The sequence below is a fragment of the Burkholderia sp. Ax-1724 genome, assembly GCF_011752995.1.
Classification (GTDB): domain Bacteria; phylum Pseudomonadota; class Gammaproteobacteria; order Burkholderiales; family Burkholderiaceae; genus Paraburkholderia.
Genome location: NZ_VWWL01000012.1, coordinates 1 through 24,862 on the forward strand (window position 1 = coordinate 1; position 24,862 = coordinate 24,862).

The 24,862-nt window shown below is 65.9% G+C and carries 21 protein-coding genes, 2 tRNA genes and 1 pseudogene; 11 read left to right on the forward strand and 13 right to left on the reverse strand.

Annotated features, from left to right (window positions below):
• Together F3J19_RS32395 and F3J19_RS15670 are read left to right on the forward strand one after the other, a co-directional pair.
• Positions 1–226: pseudogene (locus tag F3J19_RS32395) on the forward strand (hypothetical protein); the annotation flags it as partial.
• A gap of 25 nt (positions 227–251) precedes the next feature.
• On the forward strand, positions 252–2,417 hold the full coding sequence (locus tag F3J19_RS15670) for an ATP-dependent helicase (protein WP_167042894.1): 2,166 nt from the start codon (positions 252–254) through the stop codon (positions 2,415–2,417).
• 172 nt (positions 2,418–2,589) lie between these two features.
• On the opposite strand, the gene F3J19_RS15675 is transcribed toward F3J19_RS15670, so the two are convergent.
• The 8 genes from F3J19_RS15675 to fdxA form a co-directional block, all read right to left on the reverse strand.
• Positions 2,590–3,360 carry a DUF4088 family protein gene (locus F3J19_RS15675; protein WP_167042896.1) on the reverse strand — a complete coding sequence of 257 codons (771 nt, stop codon included), beginning with the start codon at positions 3,358–3,360 and terminating at the stop codon, positions 2,590–2,592.
• A 277-nt stretch (positions 3,361–3,637) separates the two neighbouring features.
• Complete coding sequence (locus F3J19_RS15680) at positions 3,638–3,961, reverse strand: AzlD domain-containing protein (protein ID WP_167042898.1); 324 nt, start codon at positions 3,959–3,961, stop codon at positions 3,638–3,640.
• Positions 3,958–4,719 carry an AzlC family ABC transporter permease gene (locus tag F3J19_RS15685; RefSeq protein ID WP_167042900.1) on the reverse strand — a complete coding sequence of 254 codons (762 nt, stop codon included), beginning with the start codon at positions 4,717–4,719 and terminating at the stop codon, positions 3,958–3,960. The genes F3J19_RS15680 and F3J19_RS15685 overlap by 4 nt, the downstream gene beginning before the upstream one ends.
• A 313-nt stretch (positions 4,720–5,032) precedes the next feature.
• Positions 5,033–5,875, reverse strand: coding sequence for an AraC family transcriptional regulator (locus F3J19_RS15690; protein ID WP_167042902.1), 843 nt, complete (start codon positions 5,873–5,875; stop codon positions 5,033–5,035).
• Positions 5,876–6,077: 202 nt separating this feature from the next.
• Positions 6,078–6,554 carry a CreA family protein gene (locus tag F3J19_RS15695; RefSeq protein ID WP_167042904.1) on the reverse strand — a complete coding sequence of 159 codons (477 nt, stop codon included), beginning with the start codon at positions 6,552–6,554 and terminating at the stop codon, positions 6,078–6,080.
• Positions 6,555–6,819: 265 nt separating this feature from the next.
• Positions 6,820–6,895 (reverse strand) — tRNA-Asn (locus F3J19_RS15700).
• 62 nt (positions 6,896–6,957) lie between these two features.
• Positions 6,958–7,033: transfer RNA gene (locus F3J19_RS15705), tRNA-Asn, on the reverse strand.
• Between the two features lie 115 nt (positions 7,034–7,148).
• Positions 7,149–7,472 (reverse strand): ferredoxin FdxA, encoded by a 324-nt coding sequence (gene fdxA / locus F3J19_RS15710; protein WP_062127873.1) that lies wholly within the window; start codon positions 7,470–7,472, stop codon positions 7,149–7,151.
• 272 nt (positions 7,473–7,744) lie between these two features.
• Here fdxA and pncB point away from each other — a divergent pair, with 272 nt between their 5' ends.
• The 5 genes from pncB (at position 7,745) to rmuC (ending at position 13,877) form a co-directional block, all read left to right on the forward strand.
• The gene (pncB, locus tag F3J19_RS15715) at positions 7,745–8,941 is read left to right on the forward strand and encodes a nicotinate phosphoribosyltransferase (protein WP_167042906.1); all 1,197 of its coding nucleotides are present in this window, start codon (positions 7,745–7,747) and stop codon (positions 8,939–8,941) included.
• A gap of 254 nt (positions 8,942–9,195) precedes the next feature.
• Positions 9,196–9,858, forward strand: coding sequence for a lactate utilization protein C (locus tag F3J19_RS15720; RefSeq protein ID WP_167042908.1), 663 nt, complete (start codon positions 9,196–9,198; stop codon positions 9,856–9,858).
• A 148-nt stretch (positions 9,859–10,006) separates the two neighbouring features.
• Positions 10,007–11,395: a sodium:proton antiporter gene (locus tag F3J19_RS15725; protein ID WP_167043237.1), complete on the forward strand. Its 1,389-nt coding sequence runs from the start codon at positions 10,007–10,009 to the stop codon at positions 11,393–11,395.
• Between the two features lie 47 nt (positions 11,396–11,442).
• Entirely contained in the window at positions 11,443–12,432 is a 990-nt protein-coding gene (locus F3J19_RS15730; protein WP_167042910.1) for a D-glycerate dehydrogenase, read from the forward strand.
• Complete coding sequence (gene rmuC / locus F3J19_RS15735; protein ID WP_167042912.1) at positions 12,429–13,877, forward strand: DNA recombination protein RmuC; 1,449 nt, start codon at positions 12,429–12,431, stop codon at positions 13,875–13,877. The genes F3J19_RS15730 and rmuC overlap by 4 nt, the downstream gene beginning before the upstream one ends.
• 48 nt (positions 13,878–13,925) lie before the next feature.
• Here the strand turns inward: rmuC and F3J19_RS15740 are convergent, their stop codons facing one another.
• The 5 genes from F3J19_RS15740 to F3J19_RS15760 form a co-directional block, all read right to left on the reverse strand.
• Positions 13,926–14,201, reverse strand: a complete 276-nt coding sequence (locus F3J19_RS15740; RefSeq protein ID WP_167042915.1) for a hypothetical protein — start codon at positions 14,199–14,201, stop codon at positions 13,926–13,928.
• 72 nt (positions 14,202–14,273) lie between these two features.
• Positions 14,274–15,578: a gephyrin-like molybdotransferase Glp gene (glp, locus tag F3J19_RS15745; RefSeq protein ID WP_167042917.1), complete on the reverse strand. Its 1,305-nt coding sequence runs from the start codon at positions 15,576–15,578 to the stop codon at positions 14,274–14,276.
• 61 nt (positions 15,579–15,639) lie between these two features.
• Complete coding sequence (gene mobA, locus F3J19_RS15750; protein ID WP_167042919.1) at positions 15,640–16,266, reverse strand: molybdenum cofactor guanylyltransferase MobA; 627 nt, start codon at positions 16,264–16,266, stop codon at positions 15,640–15,642.
• Positions 16,267–16,277: 11 nt separating this feature from the next.
• On the reverse strand, positions 16,278–17,387 hold the full coding sequence (gene moaA, locus F3J19_RS15755) for a GTP 3',8-cyclase MoaA (protein WP_167042921.1): 1,110 nt from the start codon (positions 17,385–17,387) through the stop codon (positions 16,278–16,280).
• 211 nt (positions 17,388–17,598) lie between these two features.
• Entirely contained in the window at positions 17,599–20,865 is a 3,267-nt protein-coding gene (locus F3J19_RS15760) for an Rne/Rng family ribonuclease (RefSeq protein ID WP_167042923.1), read from the reverse strand.
• A gap of 738 nt (positions 20,866–21,603) precedes the next feature.
• Between F3J19_RS15760 and F3J19_RS15765 the strand changes: the two genes are divergently transcribed.
• Genes F3J19_RS15765 through F3J19_RS15780 form a run of 4 tightly spaced genes read left to right on the forward strand, consistent with a single transcriptional unit; the run spans position 21,604 to position 24,756 of the window.
• Positions 21,604–22,641 carry an RluA family pseudouridine synthase gene (locus F3J19_RS15765; RefSeq protein ID WP_167042925.1) on the forward strand — a complete coding sequence of 346 codons (1,038 nt, stop codon included), beginning with the start codon at positions 21,604–21,606 and terminating at the stop codon, positions 22,639–22,641.
• Positions 22,634–23,293, forward strand: coding sequence for an HAD-IA family hydrolase (locus F3J19_RS15770; RefSeq protein ID WP_167042927.1), 660 nt, complete (start codon positions 22,634–22,636; stop codon positions 23,291–23,293). Before F3J19_RS15765 ends, F3J19_RS15770 begins: the two co-directional genes overlap by 8 nt.
• Complete coding sequence (locus F3J19_RS15775) at positions 23,290–23,706, forward strand: Rieske 2Fe-2S domain-containing protein (RefSeq protein WP_167042929.1); 417 nt, start codon at positions 23,290–23,292, stop codon at positions 23,704–23,706. Before F3J19_RS15770 ends, F3J19_RS15775 begins: the two co-directional genes overlap by 4 nt.
• 33 nt (positions 23,707–23,739) lie before the next feature.
• A complete protein-coding gene (locus F3J19_RS15780) occupies positions 23,740–24,756 on the forward strand; it encodes a S49 family peptidase (RefSeq protein WP_167042931.1) in 1,017 nt (338 codons plus the stop codon).
• Positions 24,757–24,862 lie beyond the last annotated feature (106 nt).

A 24,862-nucleotide genomic window follows, 5' to 3' on the forward strand; every position in this document is an offset into this window, starting at 1 on the left:
ACCGGCAACCGGCAACCGGCAACCGGCAACCGGCAACCGGCAACCGGCAACCGGCAACCGGCAACCGGCAACCGGCAACCGGCAACCGGCAACCGGCAACCGGCAACCGGCAACCGGCAACCGGCAACCGGCAAGCCGCGCGCCGGTTGCGGCACACCCAGACCCGGCAAAAAAGGCGCTTGTCGCGAGCAGTTGTATGGATATACAGTATGCGTCGCCATCCTGAATCCATCCAACGCACGAACCGCTCAGTGTCCACCGTCGCCGAATCCGCTCCGCCGTTCGATACCGCCGCTTGGCTTGCGAAGCTCAACGACGCGCAGCGCGAAGCCGTCGAATACGGGGCCGACACGCCGAACGCGCCACCCGGCGCATTGCTCGTGATCGCGGGCGCCGGCTCGGGCAAGACCAACACGCTTGCGCATCGCGTCGCCAATCTGGTGCTGAAGGGCGCCGATCCGCACCGCATCCTGCTGCTGACCTTTTCGCGCCGCGCGGCGCTCGAGATGACGCGCCGCGTCACGCGCATCACGGCTGCGGCGGCCAGCACGAGCGGCGTGGGCGCCGCGCTCGCGCAAGGGCTCACGTGGTCGGGCACGTTTCACAGCGTCGGCGCGCGGTTCCTGCGCGAATACGCCGATCTGATCGGCCTCTCGCCCGCCTTCACGATCAACGATCGCGAAGATTCCGCCGACCTGATGAACCTCGTGCGCCATGAACTGGGGCTGTCCGCGAAAGAGCGGCGCTTCCCGGCCAAGGGCACGTGTTTCGCGATCTATTCGCGCGTCGTGAATACCGGCGCCTCGCTCGGCCAGGTGCTCGAGAGCGCGTTTCCGTGGTGCCGCGAATGGGAGGACGATCTGCGCCGGCTGTTTGCCGCCTACGTCGACGCGAAGCAGAAGCAGAGCGTGCTCGATTACGACGATCTGCTGCTCTACTGGTCGCACATCGCCGCCGAGCCGGCCATCGCCGCCGATCTGTCGGCGCGTTTCGATCACGTGTTTGTCGACGAATATCAGGACACCAACCGCCTGCAGGCGTCGATCCTGCTCGCGCTGAAACCCGACGGCCGCGGCCTTACGGTGGTCGGCGACGACGCGCAATCGATCTACTCGTTTCGCGGCGCGACCGTGCGCAACATCCTCGATTTTCCGCAGCAGTTCGACCCGCCCGCGCGCCAGGTCACGCTGGAGCGCAACTACCGCTCGACCGCGCCGATTCTCGCCGCCTCGAACGCGGTGATCGAACTCGCGAGCGAGCGCTACACGAAAAATCTCTGGACCGACAAGGCATCGGCGCAGCGTCCGCGCCTCGTCACGGTTGCCGACGAAGCCGCGCAGGCACGCTACGTCGTCGAACAGGTGCTGGAGGCGCGCGAGCAGGGCGTCAAGCTCAAGTCGCAGGCGGTGCTGTTTCGCGCCGCGCATCACAGCGCCGCGCTCGAGATCGAGCTGACCCGCCGCAATATTCCGTTCGTCAAATTCGGCGGGCTCAAATTTCTCGACTCGGTGCATATGAAGGACGTGCTCGCGGTGCTGCGCTGGGCCGAGAATCCGCGTGACCGCGTGGCCGGTTTTCGGGTCGTGCAACTGCTGCCGGGCGTGGGGCCAGCGACCGCGGCGAAGCTGCTCGACGACATCGCGGCGCGCGTTGGCACCGGCATGAGCATAGGCGAGGGCGATCCGGCCGCGCCGGCCGGCGGCGCGCTCGCTGCGCTGGCCGGGTTCAGCGCGCCGGCGCGGGCGCAGGAGGACTGGCATCCGTTCGTCAAGCTGATGTCGAGCGTGTACGGTCGGCAGACGCCGTGGCCCGCCGAATTCGAAATGGTGCGGCGCTGGTACGAACCGCATCTCGAACGCAATCACGAAGATGCCGCGATCCGTCACGCGGATGTCTTGCAGATGGAGAGCATCGCCGGCACGTATCCGTCGCGCGAGCGCTTTCTGACCGAGCTGACGCTCGATCCGCCCGACGCGACCAGTGACGAATCCGGCGTGCCGCTGCTGGACGAGGACTACCTGATCCTCTCGACGATCCATTCGGCGAAGGGGCAGGAGTGGCGCAACGTGTTCGTGCTGAACGGCGTCGACGGCTGCATTCCGTCCGATCTCGGTACCGGCAGCGACGAGGATATCGACGAGGAGCGGCGTCTGCTCTACGTGGCGATGACGCGCGCGAAGGAGGACCTGCACATCGTCGTGCCGCAGCGCTTTTACGTGCATAACCAGACCCATCTCGGCGACCGCCACGTGTGGGCATCGCGCACGCGCTTCATCGCCACGCCGATGCTGCCGCTGTTCGACGCCTATGCGTGGCCGCGCGTGCCGGTCGCGCGCGCGCCGAGTGCGGCGGGGCTCGCCGCCGCTGCGCAGGCGAAGATCGAGATTGCGGCGAAACTCAGGAAGATGTGGGATTGAGTGCGGCGCGCCGGGAGCAAGGCACGGCGCCTCGGAGCGGGATGAACGAATTCGGCGATGACGCCATTGTGCGTGTGTCTCGCAGTGCTGCTGCTGCGCCGCGACGGCGGATGGCCGCTGTTGCCCGGTCTTGCCGCCGCGCGGCGCGAACCCCGCGAACCCCGCGCGCCGCCTAGCGCGACTGCCGCTGCTGTTGCTGCTGCGCCACCGGGCGCGGCGGCACGAAGAAATTGCGCAGCCACGCGGCGAGCCGCGAGAACACGTCGTCCGGTTCCTCGACGAAAATCTCGGGCTTGAGCAGGCGCAGGTATTCCATGATCTGCTGCGCTTCCTGCTTCTGGAACGTGCCGTGCGCAAGGCCGAGGCGCAGGAGTCCGCGCAGCTCGCCGAGTTTTTCGCGCGCGGTGCTGCCCGTGCTCGTCTCGCACGCGACCTTCGCCTCGTAGACGCGCTGACGCAGCGATTCGACGAGCCGCCAGGCCGGCGTTTGCATTACCTCTTCGAGCGCCTGGATGTCCTGTGCCGCGCTTCTGATCTGCGCGGCGAGCGGATCGACGAGCGTCGCGTCGCCTTCCGCTTCCTTGACGATCGCGGCCGCCCAGTCGCGGCATTGCTTCGCCAGTTCCTCGGGCGTCCATTCCGAGCGCGCGGCGAAGCCGAAGCCGAACTCGCCCGCCTGGCGCATCAGAATCGCGACGACGTCGGGAAACTCCTTGTCGAGCGTGCGCTTGGCCCACGCGTATTGGCCGCCCTGGAGCATCCGCTGCACCGCGTGTTCGGTCAGCGGCACCATGTTGTCGAGCAACTTCGCGCGCAAAAAATCCTCGAACGAGGGCGTTGCGAATTGCGGATCGAGTTTCAGCGAGACCCGCAGAAACGCCTCGAAGTCCTTGCGCAGCGACGTGACGGTCTCGTCCTTGAGCTTGAGGGTGATTTGACCCATGTGTTATCCCGTTTTCGTGCCGCGCGGTGCGCGTCGCGCCGCCGGCCGCACGCGGACCGAGGGCGATGCGACGCCGGCTGCCGGCGCGGCTGTTCCAGCCTGTTGCCGCGTCATCAGCGGGACGAATCCCGATGAGCGGACCTCGACTGCTTATCGGCGGAGTTGAGGGAAACTTGAGGGCGTGAGGGCGTGAGGGCGTGAGAGACGGCCCGGTGCGAACGCGGTACAGAGCCATCGCGCGGCCAGGATCAGCCGCGCGGTCGGGCCCGGAACGCGCTTACTTCAGCACGACGCACTGCCAGAGGAAGAACACGGCCAGCCCGACCGCGATGGTCAGCAGCGGCCGGCGCGTCGTCGCGCTGGCGACGACGGCCGCCAGCGCCCCGACCAGCTGCGGATTGCGCCAGCTCAGCTCGGCATGGTTGCCGTGCGGCGAAACGGCCATCGGCACGATGATCGCGGTCAGCACGGTAACGGGCACGAAGCTGAGCGCGGTGCGCAGCAGCGGCGGGAATACGAGCCGGTCGCCGAGCACGAACACGGCGGCGCGGATCACCCACGTGATGGCGGCCATGCCGGCGATCAGAAGGACGTAGTTCATCGCGTGGCCTCCGCAGCGGTGCGCGAGCCGCGCAGGCTCAGGCGCGAACTCGACAGCAGCACGCCGACTGCAACGCCGGCGAAGACCGCGCCGAGCAGGCCGAGCTTGTACGGCCATGCCTGCCAGAAAAACGCCAGCGTGCCCGCCGTCGCGGCTGCCGCGATAAAGCGCAGTGCGACCAGTTGCGGCACGACGATCGCGATGAACGTCGCGACCATCGCGAAATCGAGTCCGAGCGCTTGCAGGCCCGGGAAGGCCGCGCCGAACAGCAGGCCGACGACGGTCCACAACTGCCAGTTCAGATACATCGCCGCGCCGGCACCGAAGAAATAATACGGACCGACCGTGCCCGGTTCGCGATGCCGGTAGTGCTCCCACGCGACCGCGAAGACTTCGTCGGTGAGCAGCGCGCCGAGCGCCCAGCGCCAGCGTTTGGGCAGATGCGCGACATGCGGTGCAAGCGTCGCGCTATACAGCACGTGACGCAGATTGACGACGAGCGTGGTTGCCCAGATCACGGCGAAACTCGCGTGTCCGGCGATCAGGCCGAGCGCGATGAACTGCGCGGAGCCGGCGAATACGATCAGCGACATCAACTGGCCGTGCCACAGATGCAGCGGGCCGGATGCGACGAGCGTGCCGAAAATGACGCCGAACGGCGCCGCGCCGACCAGCATCGGAATGATGTCGCGCGCGCCGGCGCTGAATTCTTTGAGATGGCCTGGGCGAACGGGCTGGCCTTGGGGGGAATCGGTCAATCTGGCCTCCTTGATTGCGGAAGCATAGCGGGGAGCGGTGCGGTGGGCTTGTACGTTCTTGCTGCGGGGTCGTCGTTCGGGTTGTCCGTTCGGGGTGCTGTTCCCGTTGCGAGCGGGTGAGGGGATGGGCCAAGCAGGCCGATGGAGGCGCGGCAGGCCACCGCTTCGCGCCTGATTTTCCCTGCTCGAAGATTCGGCTATTAGCCATCTAGCCGGAAACGACGGGATCGACTTCGGCGCTGTTCGCCGGGCCGGTGCGGCTGTTTGCGCTACGGTCAGCGCGTGGGCTGCCCGGACGCCCCGCCCCGCGTGCTCAGGCCCCGCGCGCGGTTCCCTGCCACTGGCCGGGCGGCACGCCGAACATGCGGCGGAAGTGGCGCGTGAAATGACTCTGGTCGGTGAAGCCGCTCGCGGCGGCGACGTCCGTTACCGGGATGCCCGCGCGCAGCGGCGCGAGCGAGCGCTGCAGGCGCACCTGATTGCGCCACGCGTGCGGCGGCAAGCCGGTCGTTCGCGTGAAGAGGCGCGCCGCGTGAAACGGCGACAGCCCCGTCGCCTTCGCCACTTCCGCGAGCGGCACGGACTCGAGCAGGTCGCCGGCGAGGCGCTCCTGCATGAGCGCGACGCGCACGTCGTCGGTGGCGAGGCGCGCCGGCTCCGGCCGTGTCTGCGCATAGCGGACCAGCAGCGTGGACAGCGCGTCGAGCATCGCGGCCTCGGCGGCGAGTTCGTCGTCGCCCGCTTCGAGCAGGCGATGCGCGCACGCGAGCCGCATCGCGAGATCGGGATCGCGGATCACGCCGGGCGCGAACCACGGCAAGGCCTGCGGTTTGCCGCCGACTTCCGCGGCGAGATCGTGCATGAACTCGACCGGCGCATAGATCACGCGATACCGCCAGCCGGCCTCGACTGCCTTCGATCCCGTATGCAGTTCGCCCGGGTTGATGATGGGCACGCTGCCGGCCTCGGCAACATAATGCTCGCCGCGATACCGGTAGCATTCCGCGCCCGCGACGATCACCGGGATCGTGTACGCATCGTGCCAATGCGGCGCGAATTCGTGATCGCGATATTCGGCCGTGAGCAGGTCCGCGCCGGGCAGAAGCGGCGTGCGCCAGTAGCGGGCGGAATCGCGGAAGCGGTGGGTGGTGGTCATGACGAAAGTCCGGCTGGGCCGATCAGTGTAGCGCGTCGTGGGCATGTGCGGCGGCGGGCGCCGCTCGGGAGGGACATCACGCGGAGCGTGTCGGACGGCGAGGCAATATCGGGCGGCGGCACGCGCGATACGTCGCGGCAAGCCTTGCCGGGACGCACGCGCGCTGAGGTGTTGACCGTGGCCCTGCCACGCCTGTCGCCTGTCATTTGACGGGAATCGTGGTGCCGTTCGGCATCGGTACGGCACTGACGCTGTTTTTCGCGCTGCCGCTGACCACGCGATCGCTATAGGTCAGATAGACGAGCGCGTTGCGCTTCGTGTCGACCACGCGCACGACGTGCAGCGACTTGAAGATCAACGACATGCTCACCGAAAACACATCGTCCTTCTGCTTCACGGGACCGGTGAAATGCAGCGGCCCGACCTGGCGGCAGGCGATCGACGCCTCGGTCGGATCTTCGGCGAGACCGAGCGTGCCCTTGACGCCGCCCGTGCGCGCCCGCGACACATAGCAGGTGACGCCTTGCACGACGGGATCGTCGTAAGCCTCGACGACCACGCGGTCCGAACCGGTGATACGGAAATTCGTATTGACGCTGGCGACTTCTTCGCTGTGCGCCGAAGGCAGCAGCAGTACGCCGACGGCGGCGAGCGCGATGCGCAACGAGGTGGAGTTCATGGACATGCCCGGTTGAGTGCCTGGAGTGGAGCAGCGCGAGAATCGCGAGAGGAAATGCGAGAAATGCGCCGCGAAGCCGCCATCGTATAACGGCGCGCGGGCGGTGCCATGCAAACCTGCGTGCCGATGATTTGCGTCGGTGCGTTCGCGTTGCGTGCATGCGATCCTCAATACACGACGTGTGAAATCGTATCGTTGCGAGAAGGACGCGTAGCGTCGCTGCCAAAACAAAAAGGCCCGCACGGATGCGGGCCTTTCAAAATTTTGGCTCCTCGACCTGGGCTCGAACCAGGGACCTACGGATTAACAGTCCGGCGCTCTACCGACTGAGCTATCGAGGAACAGCAGTACAACTTGATCTACATAAAAAAACCCGTCTTGGTTAACGGGCTTTTGCAATTCTTGGCTCCTCGACCTGGGCTCGAACCAGGGACCTACGGATTAACAGTCCGGCGCTCTACCGACTGAGCTATCGAGGAACAGAACAACAACAGCAGAGAAGCGAAATTGTAGAAGTAGCTTAAGTGCCTGTCAATACCCTGCGGTCATCTTGATAACAAATCCGAATTGGCAGGGTGGGTGACAGGTTGCCGCTTAGCGCGCGAGCAGCGCGAGCTTTTCCTTCACGTCCTTGAATTCGTCGGCTTCCGGCAGCGGTGCCTTGGTCTTCGTGATGCTCGGCCACGCCTTCGCCAGATCGGCGTTCAGCGCGATGAAGTCCTGCTGGTCGCCCGGCACGTCTTCTTCGGCATAGATGGCGTTCACCGGGCACTCGGCTACGCACACGGCGCAGTCGATGCATTCATCGGGGTCGATCGCGAGGAAGTTGGGACCTTCGCGAAAGCAGTCCACCGGGCACACATCGACACAGTCGGTATAGCGGCACTTGATGCAGCTTTCGGTCACAACGTGAGTCATTCAGGCAGCTCCTGCATACGGAATCAGGGAAGGCGCGGACGCCAAAAGCGGTATTGTAACGTAACGTCAAGAGGCGCATGAAGCATCGGGCCGTGCCTCTTATATGTTTTTGTGATTAGTTTATGGGGTGCCGCGGCGTGCCGTGCGAGAGCTTGCGACGCGCTGAATGCGGGCGCATCGGGTAACATGCGTCAGGCGCGCGACGTATGCGCGTTCGTTGCAAGGGTCGTGTGAGCCCTTTTCGTTTTTCCAGCGGTCCAGTTCGTACCATCATGATGATTACTTCGCTGCTCGATACCGATCTGTACAAGTTCACGATGATGCAGGTGGTCTTGCATCACTTTCCCGCCGCGAACGTGGAATACCGCTTCCGCTGCCGTACGCCGAATGTCGATCTCGTGCCGTATATCGACGAAATTCGCGGCGAGGTGCGCAAGCTCTGCGAACTGCGTTTCACCGACGACGAACTCGACTACCTGCGGCGCATGCGCTTCATCAAGGGCGACTTCATCGAGTTCCTCGCGCTGTTCCATCTGAACGAGAAGTACATTTCGATCACGCCGTCGCCGAAGGGCAATGGCGAAATCGACATCGACATCAAGGGGCCGTGGCTGCATACGATCCTCTTCGAGATTCCGGTGCTCGCGATCGTCAACGAAGTCTATTTCCGCAACACGCAGCAGGAGCCGGACTACCGCGAAGGCCGCGGCCGTCTGCTCGACAAGATTCAACTGCTCGGCGCGCGCCCCGAATTCGCCGACTGCAAGATCGCCGACTACGGCACGCGCCGCCGCTTCTCGAGGCAATGGCACGAGGAAGTGATCCTCACGCTCAAGGACGGTCTCGGCGAGCAGTTCGCGGGCACGAGCAACGTGTTCTACGCGATGAAGCACAGCCTCACGCCGCTCGGCACGATGGCGCACGAATATCTCCAGGCTTGCCAGGCGCTCGGTCCGCGGCTGCGCGATTCGCAGATTTTCGGCTTCGAGATGTGGGCGAAGGAATATCGCGGCGACCTCGGTATCGCGCTGTCCGACGTGTACGGCATGCAGGCGTTCCTGCGCGACTTCGACATGTACTTCTGCAAGCTGTTCGACGGTGCGCGTCACGATTCCGGCGATCCGTTCGACTGGGGCGAGCGTCTGCTCAAGCACTACGAGGCCAATCGCTGCGACCCGCGCACGAAGATTCTCGTGTTCTCCGACGCGCTCGACATCCCGAAGGTGCTGCAACTCTACGAACGCTTCCGCGGCCGCTGCAAGCTCGCGTTCGGCGTCGGCACCAATCTGACCAACGACCTCGGCTATAACCCGCTGCAGATCGTCATCAAGATGGTCCGCTGCAACGGTCAGCCGGTTGCGAAACTGTCGGACTCGCCGGGCAAGAACATGTGCGAGGACAAGGCTTATCTCGCGTATCTGTGCCAGGTGTTCGGCATCACGCAGCCGGAGGAAGAGGCGGCGAAGTAACGCGTGATGCCGGGCAATGCCGTCCGGTTTGCGCTTCAGCCTGCTTTCCGACTTGTTTTGTTTCGGCTGACCTCCCGGCTCACGGGTCGTGCAGGTTCATGGGCGGCTTACGTTCATGTCCATACAGGTTCGGTGACCAGTGTCGCCGCACTTGCGACGCACGGCAATATGCCGTTCGGCCAGGGTGTTCGCGCGAGGGGTGGTCGGTATAATCCTCGCCATACCGCACGGCTGTCGACACGAGGACCTCGCTTATGGACACATCGATTGCCCGCCGCAACATCCTGGCGCGCATCCGCGCAGCGCAGGGACGCGAACCCGAGCCGAGCGCTGCCGAACGCGAGGCCGTGACGGATTACCTCGCACGCCATCCGGCCGGCCCGCGTCCGGAGATGTCCGGCGATCTGTGTGCGCGCTTCGTCGACGAAGCACAAAAAATGGCGACCACGGTCGACACCGTGCAGGCCCTCTCCGATGTCCCCGCCGCCGCGCATCGCTATCTGACGCAACACGGTTTGCCGTTGCGGGCCGTCGCCTGGCAAACGCTAGGCGATCTGCCATGGAGCGAAGCCGGCCTCGCCGTCGAATTCCGCAAACCTCAAGACAACGACGCCGTCGGTCTCACCGGCTGCTTCTGCGCGACCGCCGAAACCGGCACGCTCGTGCTGCTCTCGGGTCCGCAGACCTACGCATCGGCGGCGCTGCTGCCGGAAACGCACATCGCGATCGTGCCGGCTTCGCGCATCGTCGCGGGTCATGAAGAGGCGTTCGGCCTGATCCGCAAGGAGCGCGGCGAGCTGCCGCGCGCCGTCAATTTCGTTTCGGGTCCTTCGCGCACGGGCGACATCGAACAGACTATCGTGCTCGGCGCGCACGGCCCTTATCGCGTGCATGCGATCGTCGTGCAGGGTGCCTGAGCGAAGCACGCGGCGGCGTTTCAGCGCGCGGGCGGCAGGTGTGGCACATGCGCTACGCGTGGTAGAGGGCGCTGTCCGTCGTCACCGGCGCCACGGCGGCATGCAAGTGCCGCCGGTAAGGGCAGGCCAGTGGCTCGCTGTTGCATTGATGCTGGCGAGCTGGTCCAGTCCCACCTTGGCCGCGACCTTCGACGGGGCCGCGCTCTCCGCGTTTTGGGGCGTGCCGTTTGCTGGCGTGCTGCTCTCCATCGCGCTATTTCCGCTTGTCGCTCCGGCGTTCTGGCATCGCCATTTCGGCAAGGTCGCGGCGGCGTGGGCGCTGGCGTTTCTCGTGCCGTTTGCGCTGAGCTTCGGCGCGCACGAGGCGCTCGGCGCACTCGCTCATGCGCTGTTCGACGAGTACATCCCGTTCATCATCCTGTTGACCGCGCTTTATACGGTCGCGGGCGGCATCCGCGTGCGCGGCAATCTGCGCGGCACGCCGCGTCTGAACACCGCGATTCTGGCGCTTGGCACCGTGCTCGCGAGCGTGATGGGCACGACCGGCGCCGCGATGCTGCTGATCCGTCCGTTGCTGCGCGCGAACGACAATCGTCGTCACGTGGTTCATGTGGTCGTGTTCTTCATTTTCCTCGTGGCGAACGTGGGCGGCTCGCTGTCGCCGCTCGGCGACCCGCCGCTCTTTCTCGGCTTTCTCGAAGGCGTGAGTTTTTTCTGGACCACCACGCATCTCGCGCGGCCGATGCTGTTCGTGAGCGGCGTGCTGCTCGCGATCTTTTACGCGCTCGACTCGTACTACTTCCATCGGCGTGAGGATGCGCGGTCGCGCTGCTCCGAACCGTCGCCGCAAAGAGAGCGGAACGGCATCGACGGCAAGATAAATTTCGTGCTGCTCGCCGCGGCGATCGCGCTCGTGCTGATGAGCGGACTATGGCGTCCGCAAATCACGTTCGAGGTATTCGGCACGCACGTCGCGCTGCAGAACATCGTGCGCGACGTCGCGCTCGTCGGCGTCACGCTGCTGTCGCTCGCGCTGACGCCACGTGCGGCTCGCACGGGCAACGATTTCAACTGGGCGCCGATCGAGGAAGTGGCCAGGCTGTTCGCTGGCATCTTCGTGACGATCGTGCCGGTCATCGCGATGCTGCGCGCGGGGCAAGCCGGTGCGTTCGCGGGCCTCGTGCATCTCGTCAACGAGCCGTCCGGCGAGCCGCGCGACATCATGTATTTCTGGGCGACCGGTCTGCTATCTTCGTTCCTCGACAACGCGCCGACCTACCTCGTGTTCTTCAACCTCGCGGGCGGCGACGCGCAGACGCTGATGACGAGCGGCGCGACCACGCTAGCGGCGATTTCGGCCGGCGCGGTGTTCATGGGTGCGAACACGTATATCGGCAACGCGCCGAACTTCATGGTGAAGGCCATCGCGCAATCCCGCGGCGTGCGCATGCCGGGCTTCTTTGCGTATCTGGGCTGGTCGGGTGCGGTGCTGCTGCCGCTGTTCGCGCTGACCAGCTGGCTCTTTTTCAGACACTGATTTCGACGCCGAGGCGATTCCGCCCGACGCCCCTACGGAGACTTGCAATGCAGAAAATCCTCGTGGCCCGTTCGATCTTTCCCGACGTGATCGACAGGCTCAAACAATACTTCGACGTCGACGCGAACCAGGGTGACGTGCTGCCCGCCGACGAACTGAAGCGCCGTCTCGCGGACAAGGACGGCGCGCTGACCGCCGGCGAAATGATCGGCGCGGACGTGCTCGCGGCGGCGCCGCGTCTGCGCGTGGTGTCGAACATGGCGGTGGGCTACAACAATTTCGACATGGCCGCGTTCAACGCCGCGAACGTGCTCGGCACCAACACGCCGGACGTGCTCAACGAGTCGACCGCCGATTTCGGCTGGGCGCTGATGATGGCCGCGGCGCGCCGCATCGCCGAATCGGAGCACTGGCTGCGCGCGGGTCAATGGCAGAAGTGGAGCTACGACGGTTTCCTCGGCAGCGACCTGTACGGCTCGACGCTCGGCGTGGTCGGCATGGGCCGCATCGGCCAGGCGCTCGCGCGGCGTGCGAAGGGCTTCAACATGCGCGTGATCTATCACAACCGCTCGCGCGTCGCGCCTCAGATCGAGGCCGAGCTGAACGCGGAGTACGTGTCGAAGCAGGACCTGCTGCGGCGCGCCGATCACGTCGTGCTCGTGTTGCCGTACACGAAGGAAAACCATCATACGATCGGCGCCGCCGAACTCGCGCTCATGAAGCCGAGCGCGACGCTCACCAACATCGCGCGCGGCGGCATCGTCGACGATGCGGCGTTGGCGCAGGCGCTGCGTGAGAAGCGCATCGCGGCGGCCGGTCTCGACGTGTTCGAAGGCGAGCCGAACCTGAACCCGGCGCTGCTCGACGTGCCGAACGTCGTGCTGACCCCGCACATCGCCAGCGCCACCGAAGCGACGCGCCGCGCGATGGCGAATCTCGCCGCCGACAACCTCATCGCCGCGCTCGGCGAAGGGCCGCGCGCCGGTCAGCCGCCGAATCCGATCAATCCCGATGTGCTCGGCAAGGCGCGTTCATGACGATGATTCTGGTGGCGGCCGTCGCGGTGCTGGCGGTCGCTCTCGTGATCGCGCTCGCGTTGCTGCTGCGTGGGCGTGACCGCACGGAGCAGCACGAGCAGTTCGACATGCTGAACGAACGCGTCGATGCCGTCGTCGACGCGCAGGCGCATACCGCCGAGCGGCTCGAGCGGCAACTGCGCAACGACATCGCCGAGACGGCGCGCGTGTCGCGTAGCGAGCAAAGCGGCGGTTTTGCGCAGTTTCAGCAGACACTCGCCGCGCAGTTCGGCAGCATGGCGACGGTGCAGGGCGGCAAGATCGACGGCTTCGCGCAGCAGCTCGACGCCGTGCGGCACAGCCTGCAGGTGCAGGCGCAGCAGGCGCGCGACGAGCAGGGCCGCTCGCTCAAGCAGTTCGGCGACACGCTGAGCCTGCAACTCGGGCAGCTCACCGAGGCGAACGAGCGGCGCTTTGCCGAAGTGCGCGCGACCATCGAGCAGCGCCTGAAGGATATCGAGGCGAACAATGCGGCGCGGCTCGAGGAAATGCGCCGCACCGTCGACGAAAAGCTGCATGCGACGCTCGAGCAGCGCCTCGGCGAATCGTTCAAGCTCGTCTCCGACCGGCTCGAACAGGTGCATCGCGGCCTCGGCGAAATGCAAACGCTGGCGGCCGGCGTCGGCGATCTGAAGCGCGTGCTGACCAATGTGAAGACGCGCGGCACATGGGGCGAGGTGCAGCTCGAAGCGCTGCTCGAACAGCTGCTCACCGCCGACCAATACGCGAAGAACGTCGCGACGGTGCCGAAGAGCGCGGATCGCGTCGAGTTCGCGATTCGCCTGCCGGGGCGTCCCGAGCCCGGCGGCGCGAATGCGCCGGTATGGCTGCCGATCGACGCGAAATTTCCGCGTGAAGACTACGAGCGGCTGATCGAAGCGCAGGAGCGCGCCGACCCGGTGGCGGTGGAAGAAGCGTCGCGTGCGCTCGAAGCGCGGATTCGCGTCGAGGCGCGCACGATCGCCGAAAAGTACGTGGCGCCGCCGCATACGACCGACTTCGCGCTGCTGTTTCTGCCCACTGAGGGTCTCTACGCGGAAGTGCTGCGCCGGCCGGGGCTCTCGGACCTGCTGCAGCGCGATTACCGCGTGACCATCGCGGGGCCGACCACGCTGACCGCGCTGCTCAACAGCCTGCAGATGGGCTTCCGCACGCTCGCCATCGAACAGCGTTCGAGCGAGGTGTGGCAGGTGCTCGGTGCGGTGAAAACGGAATTCGGTAAATTCGGCGACGTGCTCGCGAAGACGAAAGCGCAGCTCGAAACCGTCACGCGTTCGATCGAGGCCGCGGAAACGCGCACGCGCGTGATGAATCGCAAGCTGCGCGACGTCGAGGCGTTGCCCGGCGACGAGGCGAGCGGGTTGCTGGGAGAGGCGCTGTCGGGCGTGGAGCCCGACGAGCCATAACGGAGTTTTCGGATGCCGGCGCGAAGGTTGCGCTGGCATCCGCCGGCATTACGCCTCTTCGGGCACGTCGGTCAGATGGATTTCGATGCCGCCGAAGCGCGACGCCACCCAGTTGTACGCGTGGCAGGCGATCCACAGCAGCACGAAGCCGAGAATCGCGTTCAGCAGCAGGGCGCTGAAGACCGTGCTCAGCTCGACCGAGCCGTAGCGCACGAACGCGACCACGACGCCGAGCAGCACGATCGGCACCGAGAACGTCAGGTACACGAGGATCAGCGCTTTGGCCGTCTGTCCAGGTGCGATGAACGAGATCTGTTTTTTCATGTAAGTCAAACCCGTGTGTCGTGATAGTCGTGTGGGTGAAGCCGCTGATGGTGTGCGCCGCGCCGGCCGGCGTCAGATAAGGCCGTCGAAGAGCATGATCGAAACGTGTTCTCCGGCGGCGATGTCGCCTTCGTCATGGCCGAGCACGATAAAGCAGTTCGCTTCGCTCATCGAGCTCAGCACGCCCGAGCTTTGCGAGCCGGTCGGGCTGACGTGCCAGTGGCCGTGAGCGTCCGGTGCGGCCACGCCGCGCTGGAATTCCGTGCGGCCCGGGCGCTTGCGCAGCACCTCGCGGCTCGTCGCGTGAATGACCGGCAGCGGCTGCGGCGTCGCGCCGGACATCAGCAGTAGCGCCTCGCGCACGATCTGATAGAACGTCACCATCACGGCGACCGGATTGCCCGGCAGGCCGAAGAATAGCGCGGGTTTGCCGAGCCCCGGTTGCGCGCCGGACCAGAGGCGGCCGAATGCGAGTGGCCGGCCGGGGCGCATCGCGAGGCTCCAGAACGCGACGTCGCCGAACGTCTGCAGCAGTTGCTTCGTGAAATCGGCTTCGCCGACCGATACGCCGCCCGAGGTCAGCACGACGTCGGCATTGGCCGCGGCGCTGTGCAGCGCCGCTTCGAGCGCGGCCGGTTCGTCGCGCACGACGCCGAGATCGAGCGCGTCCACGTTCAGGCGACGCAGCATCGCAAACAGGGTGTAGCGGTTGCTGTCGTACACCGAGCCCGCATCGAGCGGCTCGCCGAGCGAGCGCAGTTCGTCGCCGGTCGAGAAGAACGCGACACGCAGACGCCGCCGCACGCTGACTTCGCCGATGCCGAGCGACGCCAGCAGGCCGAGGTCGGATGCGCGCACGATGCGCCCGGCGCGCAGCGCGACGTGGCCGCGCGCGAGGTCTTCGCCGGCAAGACGACGGTTCGCGCCGGCCGCGACCGCGCCGGCGGCGAAGCGGATCGAAGCGGCATCCGTGCTGTCGCGCTCCACCAGTTCCTGCGGCACGACGGTGTCGCAGTCGGCGGGAAGGCACGCGCCCGTCATGACGCGCACGCACTGGTTCGTTGCGACGCGGCCTGTGAACGGATGGCCGGCGAGCGCCTTGCCGGCCACCGTCAGCTCGACGTTCCCGGCGCCGCCGGCGAGCGCCGCGCGGTTGAATGCGTAGCCGTCCATGGCCGAATTGTCGTGCGCGGGGACGTCGATCGGCGAGACGATGTCGGTCGCGAGCACACGGTCGAGCGCATCGCGCAACGCCACGCGTTCGGCCGCCGCGACCGGCGTCGCCCACTGCCGGACAATCGCCTGAGCGGCCGAAACGGGTAGCGCGTGAGGATCGTACTGCGCGACGCAGCGGGAAAAGTCGTTGGGCGTGGTCATGAAGGGCTGGGCGGCGCGCCCGGAGAGGGGCGCGGCAATCGCCGTGCGGCCGGAGCGGAGGTCAGCCGGGGCCTCGATCACGTTCGAGGTCGGCGAGTTCTTGTAACGAGTTGGCATTGTAAAACGGGCGCTCGTCGGCAAAGGCGACTTCGACCGTCGTGTGGCGCGCGTACCACGCGCGCACCTTGCGTTCGCCGGCGGCCAGAAAGGCCGCGAGGTCGTCCGCGAGGGTGGTGCGCATGAGCGCGAACACGGGGTGCAGCGACGCCGCGCCGTGAGCGTCGAGGGTGGTGACGGTGACGATATCGGCCTGCTTTTCGTCCAACGCGTGCGCGAGGCGGGCGGCGAGGTCGGCGGGCAGCCACGGCGAATCGCAGGGCGCGCTGAGCAGATACGCGGTGCCGGCGGTGCGCAGTCCGACAAGCATGCCGGCGAGCGGGCCGGGAAAGCCGGCGAGCGTGTCGGCGACGACCGTCGCGCGATAGGTGGCGCCGAGCGCGGCATAGGTGTCGGGATGGCGGTTCGCGCTGATCAGCAGGGCAGCCGTTTGCGGTGCGAGGCGCCGCAGCACGTGCGCGGCGAGCGGTTTGCCATGCAGCATCTGCAGCCCCTTGTCGACCCCGCCCATGCGCGTGCCGCGGCCGCCCGCGAGCACGAGGCCGGTGATCTGTTCACGAGTGATTGACATGCGCCGGCCGCTCAGCCGCCGATGTAGGACATTTCGACGCGCCGTGCGGCCGGTTCGTCGAGCGAGGCCGGGTGGCTGCCGCGCAGTTGCGAATAGCGGTCGCCGCGGCCTTGCCAGATTTCGGCGATGGCGGTGGCGATCTCGGCGTCGCTCGCGCCGCCGCGCAGCAAGGCGCGCAAATCGTGGCCGGCCGACGCGAACAGGCACAGGTACAGCTTGCCTTCGGTCGACAGCCGCGCGCGCGTGCAATTGCCGCAAAACGCCCGCGTGACGCTCGAAATCACGCCGATCTCGCCGCCGCCGTCGACGTAGCCCCAGCGCTGCGCGGTTTCGGCGGCGCTATGCGCTTCGAGCGGCGCGAGCGGGAAGTGTTCGGCGATGCGCGTGACGACGTCGGCGGACGGCAGCACCTCGGTCATATTCCAGCCGTTCGAGGTGCCGACGTCCATGTATTCGATAAAGCGCAGCACTGTGCCCGTGTCTTTGAAATGGCGCGCCATCGGCACGATTTCGCCGTCGTTGGTGCCGCGTTTGACGACCATGTTGACCTTCACGGGCGCGAGCCCGACCGCCTGCGCCGCGGCAATGCCATCGAGCACGTCGGCGACTGCGAAATCGGCGTCGTTCATGCGGCGAAACAGCGTGTCGTCGAGCGCGTCGAGGCTGACGGTCACGCGGCCGAGTCCGGCGTCCTTGAGGCCGCGCGCCTTGCGCGCGAGCAGCGAGCCGTTGGTGGTCAGCGTGAGGTCGAGCGGACGGCCTGCCGGCGTGGTCAGGCGGGCGAGCCGTTCGATCAGGAATTCGAGGTTCTTGCGCAGGAGCGGCTCGCCGCCCGTCAGACGGATTTTCTCGACGCCATGCGCGACGAAGAGTTGCGCGAGCCGTTCGATCTCCTCGAAGCTCAGGAGCGCGCTGTGCGGCAGGAACGCGTAGTCCTTGTCGAACACCGCGCGCGGCATGCAGTAGACGCAGCGGAAATTGCAGCGATCCGTGACCGAGATGCGCAGATCGCGCAGCGGACGCGCGAGCGTATCGTGCAGCGCGCCGCTAGGCGTCTGCGCCGGGCCGGCGATAACCGGCGCCGAGCTGAGATCGGCAACGGGAATGATGCGTCGGGACATGAGGTGCTTCGTCGAATGCTTGAACGGACAGCGAATTATTCATTCTATCGGAAATGCTCGCGGCGACAGGCGTGCCACGGGGCTTGTCGGGGTATACGGGGAGCGGCATGCAGCCGTGCTTTTCGCTAGCGACGTTGCGGTCGTCCCCAAACGAAAAAAGCCCGCCGGTGAGGGCGGGCTTTTGCTGACAAGAGTAGCTTACTGCGGTGGCTTACTGCGGCTGCTTGACCGTTTCGACCTGCTGCATCGGCGTGCTGTCGACCGGCGGCAGCGGCTTGCGCTCGCGTGCCACGCGCGGCGGCTTGGCCGCCTGCGCTGCCATTTCCTGCGCGGCGCGCAGCTTGTCGGCGTCGGTGTTGACCCAGATCAGGCCAGCCTGTTCGAGGATCGGCTTCAGCGCGTCGGCCGATGCCGCACCACCGTGCGCCGGTGCCTGCTGCGGCGCGGGCTTGGCTGCCGGTTCGACGGCAGCCGGTTCCGCTGCGACGACCGGCTGCGGCTCGGCGACCTCGGCTTGCGGCGCCGGCTCGACGGCCGGTGCTGCTGCGACGGTAGCGGTAGCCGGCGCTGCCGTTTCGGCCTGAGCCGGGGCCGCTTGCGGTTCCACCTGCGGTTCCGTTCGCACTTCGGGCTGTGCCGCCGGTTGTGCTTCGGCAGCCGCTGCAACTACCGGTGCTTCAGCCTGAGCCGGCGCTTCGGTATGCGCGACCGGTTCAACCGGCGAAGCTGTTTCGCTCACGGCCGGTGCAGTCTGGGCTTCCGCCACGGGTGCTTCAGCGGGTGCTTCCGCGATTGCCTGCGGTGCAACCGGAGCCTGTTCGAGCGGCACGACCGTTTCGGTCTTCGCTGCGTTTTCCGCAGCCAGCGGCGTTTCGGCTGCCGCATGCAACTCGGTCACGACGACGCTTTCCGTCGCGACAGCGGCGACCACCACGTCGACCGGCGTCACGTTCTGCGTTTCGCTGACCGGCTGGGCGGCACGAATCGGCGCTTCGTCGCTCGTGGCGGCGGTTTCACCGACGGTTTCGCCTTCGCCTTCGGCTTCTGCGACATCCGCCGCGAGGTTGCCGTTCACGTCTTCTTCACGCTCACGACGACCACCGCGACGGCCGCGACGGCGACGACGACGCTCTTCGCCTTCACGCGCCACCGCTTCCTGATCGACCGGCGCACCGTTTTCGTCCGCGACGGCGCGGCTGATTGCCTGTTCGTCGGCAGCTTGCGCTTCGGTTTGCGTCAGCGTCGCGACGGCTTCCGCCTGCGGCTTGCGACGCTCGCCGCGTTCGGTGCGCTCACCCCGTTCGCGGCGCTCCTGGCGCTCACCGCGCGCCGCGCCTTCGGCGGCTTCCGCGCGCTCGGCGCCACGGTTGTCGCGCTCACGGCCCTCGCGTGGCTCACGTGCTTCACGCGGCTCGCGGTTCTCGCGCGGTTCACGGCTTTCACGTGCTTCGCGCGGCTCACGCTGTTCGCGGGGAGCGCGCGGCTCGCGGCCCTCGCGTGCTTCACGACCCTCACGCGCTTCGCGTTCTTCGCGACGCTGCGACGGTTGCTGACCTTGTGCCTGACGGCCGCCGCTCACGCCTTCGCCGCGTCCTGCCGTATCACGGCCGCCTGCGCCGCCACGGCGGTTGCGGTTGCGATCACCGCCACGTTCGCCGGTGCGCTCACCGCGCTCCGTACGCTCGCCGCGTTGCGGACGGGCCTGCTGCTTGTCGGTCGTGGCCGGCGCGGCCGGTGCCGGAGCAGCCGGCTGCATGCCGAACAGATTCTTCAGCCAGCCGATGAAGCCGCCGCTCGCCGGCGTCACCGCGACCGGAGCCGGGGCGGCCGCCGGGCGGACCGGCGCGCTCGGCGCCGGCTTCTCGGGCGTGATGCCCTTGACCGCCGCTTCCTGCTTCGGCTTCACTTCCTCGGCGCGTTTGCTGTAGCCGGTTTCCGATTCGAGTTCGCGGGCCGCTTCTTCGGCCATCTTCCACGATGCGCGCGGATCGTCGAGGCGCGCGTCGTCGTGACGCAGACGTTCGAGCTTGTAGTGCGGCGTGTCGAGGTGCTTGTTCGGGATCAGCACGACATTGACCTTGAAACGCGACTCGATCTTGTTGATTTCGGCGCGCTTCTCGTTCAACAGGAAGGCGGTCACTTCGACCGGCACCTGGCAGTGGATCGCCGCGGTGTTTTCCTTCATCGCTTCTTCCTGAATGATCCGCAGCACTTGCAGCGCGGACGATTCGGTATCGCGGATATGGCCCGTGCCGTTACAGCGCGGGCACGTGACGTGGCTGCCTTCCGACAGGGCCGGGCGCAGACGCTGGCGCGACAGTTCCATCAGGCCGAAGCGCGAGATCTTGCCCATCTGCACGCGGGCGCGGTCGTGCTTGAGCGCGTCTTTCAGACGCTGCTCGACTTCGCGCTGGCTCTTGGCCGATTCCATGTCGATGAAGTCGATCACGATCAGGCCGCCCAGGTCGCGCAGACGCAGCTGGCGGGCGACTTCGTCGGCGGCTTCGAGGTTCGTGCGCGCGGCCGTTTCCTCGATGTCCGCGCCCTTGGTCGCGCGCGCCGAGTTCACGTCGATCGCGACGAGCGCTTCGGTGTGGTCGATCACGATCGCGCCGCCCGACGGCAGCGGCACCGTGCGCGAGTACGCGGTTTCGATCTGGTGCTCGATCTGGAAGCGCGAGAACAGCGGCACGTCGTCGTGGTAGCGCTTCACCTTGCCGACGTTGTCCGGCATCACGATGTCCATGAAGGCGCGCGCCTGGTCATGGATTTCGGTCGTATCGATCAGGATTTCGCCGATATCGGGCTGGAAGTAATCGCGAATCGCGCGGATCACGAGGCTCGATTCGAGATAGATCAGCATCGGCTGGCCGGCCGTGCCGCTTTGCGACGCGGCTTCGATCGCGCGCCACAACTGCATCAGGTAGTTCAGGTCCCACTGCAGCTCTTCGGCGCTGCGGCCGATGCCGGCCGTACGCGCGATGATGCTCATGCCTTCCGGCAGTTGCAGCTGCGCCATGGTTTCGCGCAGTTCCTGACGGTCGTCGCCCTCGATCCGGCGCGACACGCCGCCGCCGCGCGGGTTGTTCGGCATCAGCACCAGATAGCGGCCGGCGAGCGAGATGAACGTGGTCAGGGCCGCGCCCTTGTTGCCGCGCTCTTCCTTTTCGACCTGGACGATCAGTTCCTGACCTTCCTTCAGCGCGTCCTGGATGCGTGCGGAACGCATGTCGACGCCGTCGCGGAAGTACTGGCGGGCGACTTCCTTGAACGGCAGGAAGCCGTGGCGGTCTTCGCCGTAGTTGACGAAGCAGGCTTCGAGCGACGGCTCGATGCGCGTGATGATGCCTTTGTAAATATTGCCTTTGCGCTGTTCGCGGCCGGCGGTTTCGATGTCGATATCGATGAGTTTTTGCCCATCGACGATGGCGACGCGCAGTTCTTCCTGCTGCGTCGCGTTGAACAACATTCGTTTCATTGAACGACTCCAGAGCAGCCTCGCCGGCCTAGCTGCGCGGTTGTCAGTCGCGAGAGCAAAGAGGGCAGGCGTGCCGCGTCTTATTGTGTTTTCACAAGCACGCTGGAGCGGGAAAAATGGCGGGAGAATTGCCTGAGAAGGGCCCGGCCCGTCAAAAATGGGCGCGGTGCCGCAGGGCACATGCGAACACGGCTTCAAATAATGACCCGACACGCCGCGGGTTCTGCCGGCCGACCTTCATCAGCCTTCGTTCTGCCTTGCCGGTGCGCCAACCAGGCGCGCGGGCAGAGGCCGAAAGCTGCGGTCAAGCCGCAGCGGGAAGTTCGCGCAGGCGGCGCGTCTTTTCCTGCTGGGGGTGTCTCGCCTCATTTTGACGTCGCCATGTCTTGTACTTTCTACAAGACGCCTTGGGCGCACGCCGTATTTTCGCGACTTGCAGCTTCGTACAGCAGGGCGTCATGCCACCCGAAACGCGAAGCTGGAAGTTAAATTCTTTTTTACCAAATTTCCGTTACCGTCGAAGCCGACCTTGACCGAACGCGCCTGTGGGCGCCGTCCCTGCCGGGTGCGGACTTCGTGCGTGCAACTTGTTGCATCTCATTTTCAGGGTGAGCAACCAGACCCCGGCGCAAGTAAAATAACGGTTTATCGCTTGCGCTCGCGCAATCCACCTGCAATCCGGACGCTGTGCGGACACTGCGCCGGCCGCCGCGGACTGCTGGGCAAATTATATTCAGAATGAAAGAGTTAGGCAAAACATCCCAGAGACCGGTTGCAAGCGCGGTGGCGAGCGACCAGGTTTCGCTGATCGAAATCGACGACGGCTCGGCCGGCCAGCGCATCGACAACTTCCTGCTGCGCGTCTGCAAGGGCGTGCCGAAGAGCCATATTTACCGCATCCTGCGCAGCGGCGAAGTGCGTGTGAACAAGGGGCGGATCGACGCGCAATACCGGCTCGAACTCGGCGACCTCGTGCGTGTGCCGCCGATCCGCGTCGCGCAGCAGGGCGAGGCGCCCGCCCATGTGCCGGTGCCGAGCGGCGGTTTCAACATCATTTTCGAAGACGAGCATCTGCTCGTGATCGACAAGCCGGCCGGCGTGGCGGTCCATGGCGGCAGTGGCGTCGCGTTCGGTGTGATCGAGCAGATGCGCGGGGCACGGCCGCAGGCGAAATTCCTCGAACTCGTGCATCGGCTCGATCGCGAGACCTCGGGCATCCTGATGCTTGCGAAAAAACGCGCCGCGCTCGTCAACCTGCACGAGCAGATTCGCGAGAACCAGATGGACAAGCGCTACTACGCGTGCGTCCACGGCGAGTGGGCGGCCGACTGGGGCCGCCGTCGCGCGGTCAAGGCGCCGTTGCACAAGTACATGACGCCGGACGGCGAGCGCCGTGTGCGCGTGCAGCCGGACGGGCTCGCGTCGCATACGGTCTTCAACCTCGTCGATCGCTGGCCGGAATACGCGCTGCTCGAAGCCGAACTGAAGACAGGGCGTACGCATCAGATTCGCGTCCATTTGCAGCATCTGGAACTACCGATCGTCGGCGACGCCAAATACGGCGATTTCGCGCTGAACAAGGCGCTTGCGCGCGCCAACGCGAAGCCGGGCCTCAAGCGCATGTTTTTGCACGCGTACCGGCTGAAGCTCGCGCACCCGGCCACCGGCGCGCCTTTGCAGCTGGAAGCGCCGTTGCCGGCCGACTGCCGCGGCTTTATCGCCCAACTCAACGAATTACGCACGGGGTTCGACCCGGAGACGACATCGCATGGCTAGAGAGCAATTTGATCTGATCGTGTTTGACTGGGACGGCACGTTGATGGACTCGACCGTGCATATCACGCGCAGTATCCAGGCGGCGTGCCGCGATATGGGTTTGCCGGTTCCCGCCGACGAAGCCGCGAGTTACGTGATCGGCCTCGGTTTGCGCGACGCGCTGCAACTGGCCGCGCCAACGCTCGATCCGGCCGACTATCCGCGTCTTGCCGAGCGCTATCGCTTTCACTATCTGGTGAAGGATCAGACCACGGAGCTGTTCCCGGGCGTGCGGGAGATGCTGCAGGACTTGCGCGAACAGGGCTATCTGCTCGGCGTGGCGACCGGCAAGAGCCGCGTGGGGCTGAACCGTGCGCTCGACCAGTCGCGCCTGACGAGCCTGTTCGACGGCACCCGTTGCGCCGACGAAACGTTCTCCAAGCCGCATCCGGCGATGCTGCACGAACTGACACGCGAATTGGGGCAGGATACGGTGCGCACGGTCATGGTTGGCGACACGACGCATGACCTGCAAATGGCGATCAATGCCGGCGTGGCCGGGATCGGCGTGACTTACGGCGCGCATCCGGCCGACTCGCTGAGCGCCATGGCACCGAAATTCGTCGCTTCGAGCGTGAGCGATCTGTCTGGCTGGCTGCGGGAGAATGCATGAGTGGCGATGGGGCGGGCGCAGCTGCTACTGGTGCGGTCCAGGCCGTGCGTATTTGCGCGGCGGACGAGCTGGTCGACGGCGGGGTAGGTATCCGGCACGAGGCGCGGCTTGGCGGTCACGATGTCGTGGTGTTCTTCATCCGCTACGATGGCCGCGCTTATGGCTATCTGAACCGCTGTGCCCATGTGCCGATGGAGCTCGACTGGTCGGAAGGGCAGTTCTTCGAATCGTCCGGTTTATATTTGATGTGCGCGACACATGGCGCGATTTACGCGCCAGATACCGGCAAATGCGTGGGTGGACCGTGCCGCGGCGGCAGATTGCGCCCGGTGCAGGTCGAAGAGCGCCATACGCCCGAAGGAAGCGCGGTATTCTGGCTGCCTGACGGCGAATTGCTGCCCGCTACGCCTTGATTGTCCCTTTCTCCCAACCTTTCCCTTGCCCGCATGTCCGATAATTTGACTCCCGAGACGAAAGATCCCACCCCGGATCCCACCCCGAGTGGCCGTTCCCGCACGCCTGCCGGCGAACCGGGCTGGGAGCGTGCCGCACTCGAGCGTATTGCGCTCGCGGCGATCAACGAGCAACGCGCGGCACGCCGCTGGCGCATTTTCTTCCGGTTCGTGCTGCTGGCCGTGTTCGCATTCGTCGTATGGGGCGCGGTCAACTTCTCTGGCGAGAGGGTTGCGACCACCGGCCGTCATACGGCGATGGTGACACTTGATGGCGAAATCGCTGCCGATACGAATGCAAACGCCGAAGATATCAATACCGCGCTCGATACCGCGTTCGAGGATTCCGACACGGCAGGTGTGATTCTCTATTGCAACAGCCCGGGCGGCAGTCCGGTGCAGGCGGGCATCATCAATAGCGAAATCCGCCGCTTGCGCGGCAAATATCCGTCGATTCCGCTCTACGTCGTGGTCGGCGACATGTGCGCGTCGGGCGGCTACTATGCGGCCGCGGCGGCCGAGAAGATCTATGTCGACAAGGCGAGCATCGTCGGTTCGATCGGCGTACTGATGGAGGGCTTCGGCTTTACTGGCTTGATGGACAAGCTCGGGGTTCAGCGCCGGCTGCATACGTCGGGTGAGAACAAGGGCTTTTTCGATCCGTTTTCGCCTGAAACGCCGAAGATGAACGAACATGCGCAAGATATGCTCGATCAGATTCATGCGCAGTTCATCGACGCGGTGCGCGAGGGGCGCGGGAAGCGTCTGCATGAGACGCCGGACATGTTTTCGGGCCTGTTCTGGACGGGGCAGAAGAGCGTCGAGCTGGGTCTTGCCGATGGTTTCGGCGATCCCGATTACGTCGCGCGCGAAATCTTCAAAGCGCCGGATATCGTCGATTACACGGTAAAAGAGAGCATTACGGATCGTGTTGCGCGCAAGTTCGGCGCGGCGGTAGGCGCGGGTGCGGTTCGGGCGATGGCGCTCGGTGCGAAGGTGAATCTGCACTGAGCGCGGACTGTTCTGCCGCGGGTCTGCCAATGATCGGAAGTCTGCGAAAAGCCCGCGCAATCGGCGACGATTGCGCGGGCTTCTGCTTATATCGCGGCAAATTTCC

Coding starts and splice junctions, on each gene's coding strand:
- fdxA (WP_062127873.1), bottom strand. CDS start 7,472: ATGACTCACGTTGTGACCGAAAGCTGCATCAAGTGCCGCTATACCGAC.
- F3J19_RS15695 (WP_167042904.1), bottom strand. CDS start 6,554: ATGAACTCCACCTCGTTGCGCATCGCGCTCGCCGCCGTCGGCGTACTG.
- F3J19_RS15690 (WP_167042902.1), bottom strand. CDS start 5,875: ATGACCACCACCCACCGCTTCCGCGATTCCGCCCGCTACTGGCGCACG.
- F3J19_RS15730 (WP_167042910.1), top strand. CDS start 11,443: ATGCAGAAAATCCTCGTGGCCCGTTCGATCTTTCCCGACGTGATCGAC.
- F3J19_RS15720 (WP_167042908.1), top strand. CDS start 9,196: ATGGACACATCGATTGCCCGCCGCAACATCCTGGCGCGCATCCGCGCA.
- F3J19_RS15740 (WP_167042915.1), bottom strand. CDS start 14,201: ATGAAAAAACAGATCTCGTTCATCGCACCTGGACAGACGGCCAAAGCG.
- F3J19_RS15780 (WP_167042931.1), top strand. CDS start 23,740: ATGTCCGATAATTTGACTCCCGAGACGAAAGATCCCACCCCGGATCCC.
- pncB (WP_167042906.1), top strand. CDS start 7,745: ATGATGATTACTTCGCTGCTCGATACCGATCTGTACAAGTTCACGATG.
- rmuC (WP_167042912.1), top strand. CDS start 12,429: ATGACGATGATTCTGGTGGCGGCCGTCGCGGTGCTGGCGGTCGCTCTC.
- F3J19_RS15760 (WP_167042923.1), bottom strand. CDS start 20,865: ATGAAACGAATGTTGTTCAACGCGACGCAGCAGGAAGAACTGCGCGTC.
- F3J19_RS15775 (WP_167042929.1), top strand. CDS start 23,290: ATGAGTGGCGATGGGGCGGGCGCAGCTGCTACTGGTGCGGTCCAGGCC.
- F3J19_RS15675 (WP_167042896.1), bottom strand. CDS start 3,360: ATGGGTCAAATCACCCTCAAGCTCAAGGACGAGACCGTCACGTCGCTG.
- F3J19_RS15725 (WP_167043237.1), top strand. CDS start 10,007: ATGCTGGCGAGCTGGTCCAGTCCCACCTTGGCCGCGACCTTCGACGGG.
- glp (WP_167042917.1), bottom strand. CDS start 15,578: ATGACCACGCCCAACGACTTTTCCCGCTGCGTCGCGCAGTACGATCCT.
- F3J19_RS15765 (WP_167042925.1), top strand. CDS start 21,604: ATGAAAGAGTTAGGCAAAACATCCCAGAGACCGGTTGCAAGCGCGGTG.
- moaA (WP_167042921.1), bottom strand. CDS start 17,387: ATGTCCCGACGCATCATTCCCGTTGCCGATCTCAGCTCGGCGCCGGTT.
- F3J19_RS15680 (WP_167042898.1), bottom strand. CDS start 3,961: ATGAACTACGTCCTTCTGATCGCCGGCATGGCCGCCATCACGTGGGTG.
- mobA (WP_167042919.1), bottom strand. CDS start 16,266: ATGTCAATCACTCGTGAACAGATCACCGGCCTCGTGCTCGCGGGCGGC.
- F3J19_RS15770 (WP_167042927.1), top strand. CDS start 22,634: ATGGCTAGAGAGCAATTTGATCTGATCGTGTTTGACTGGGACGGCACG.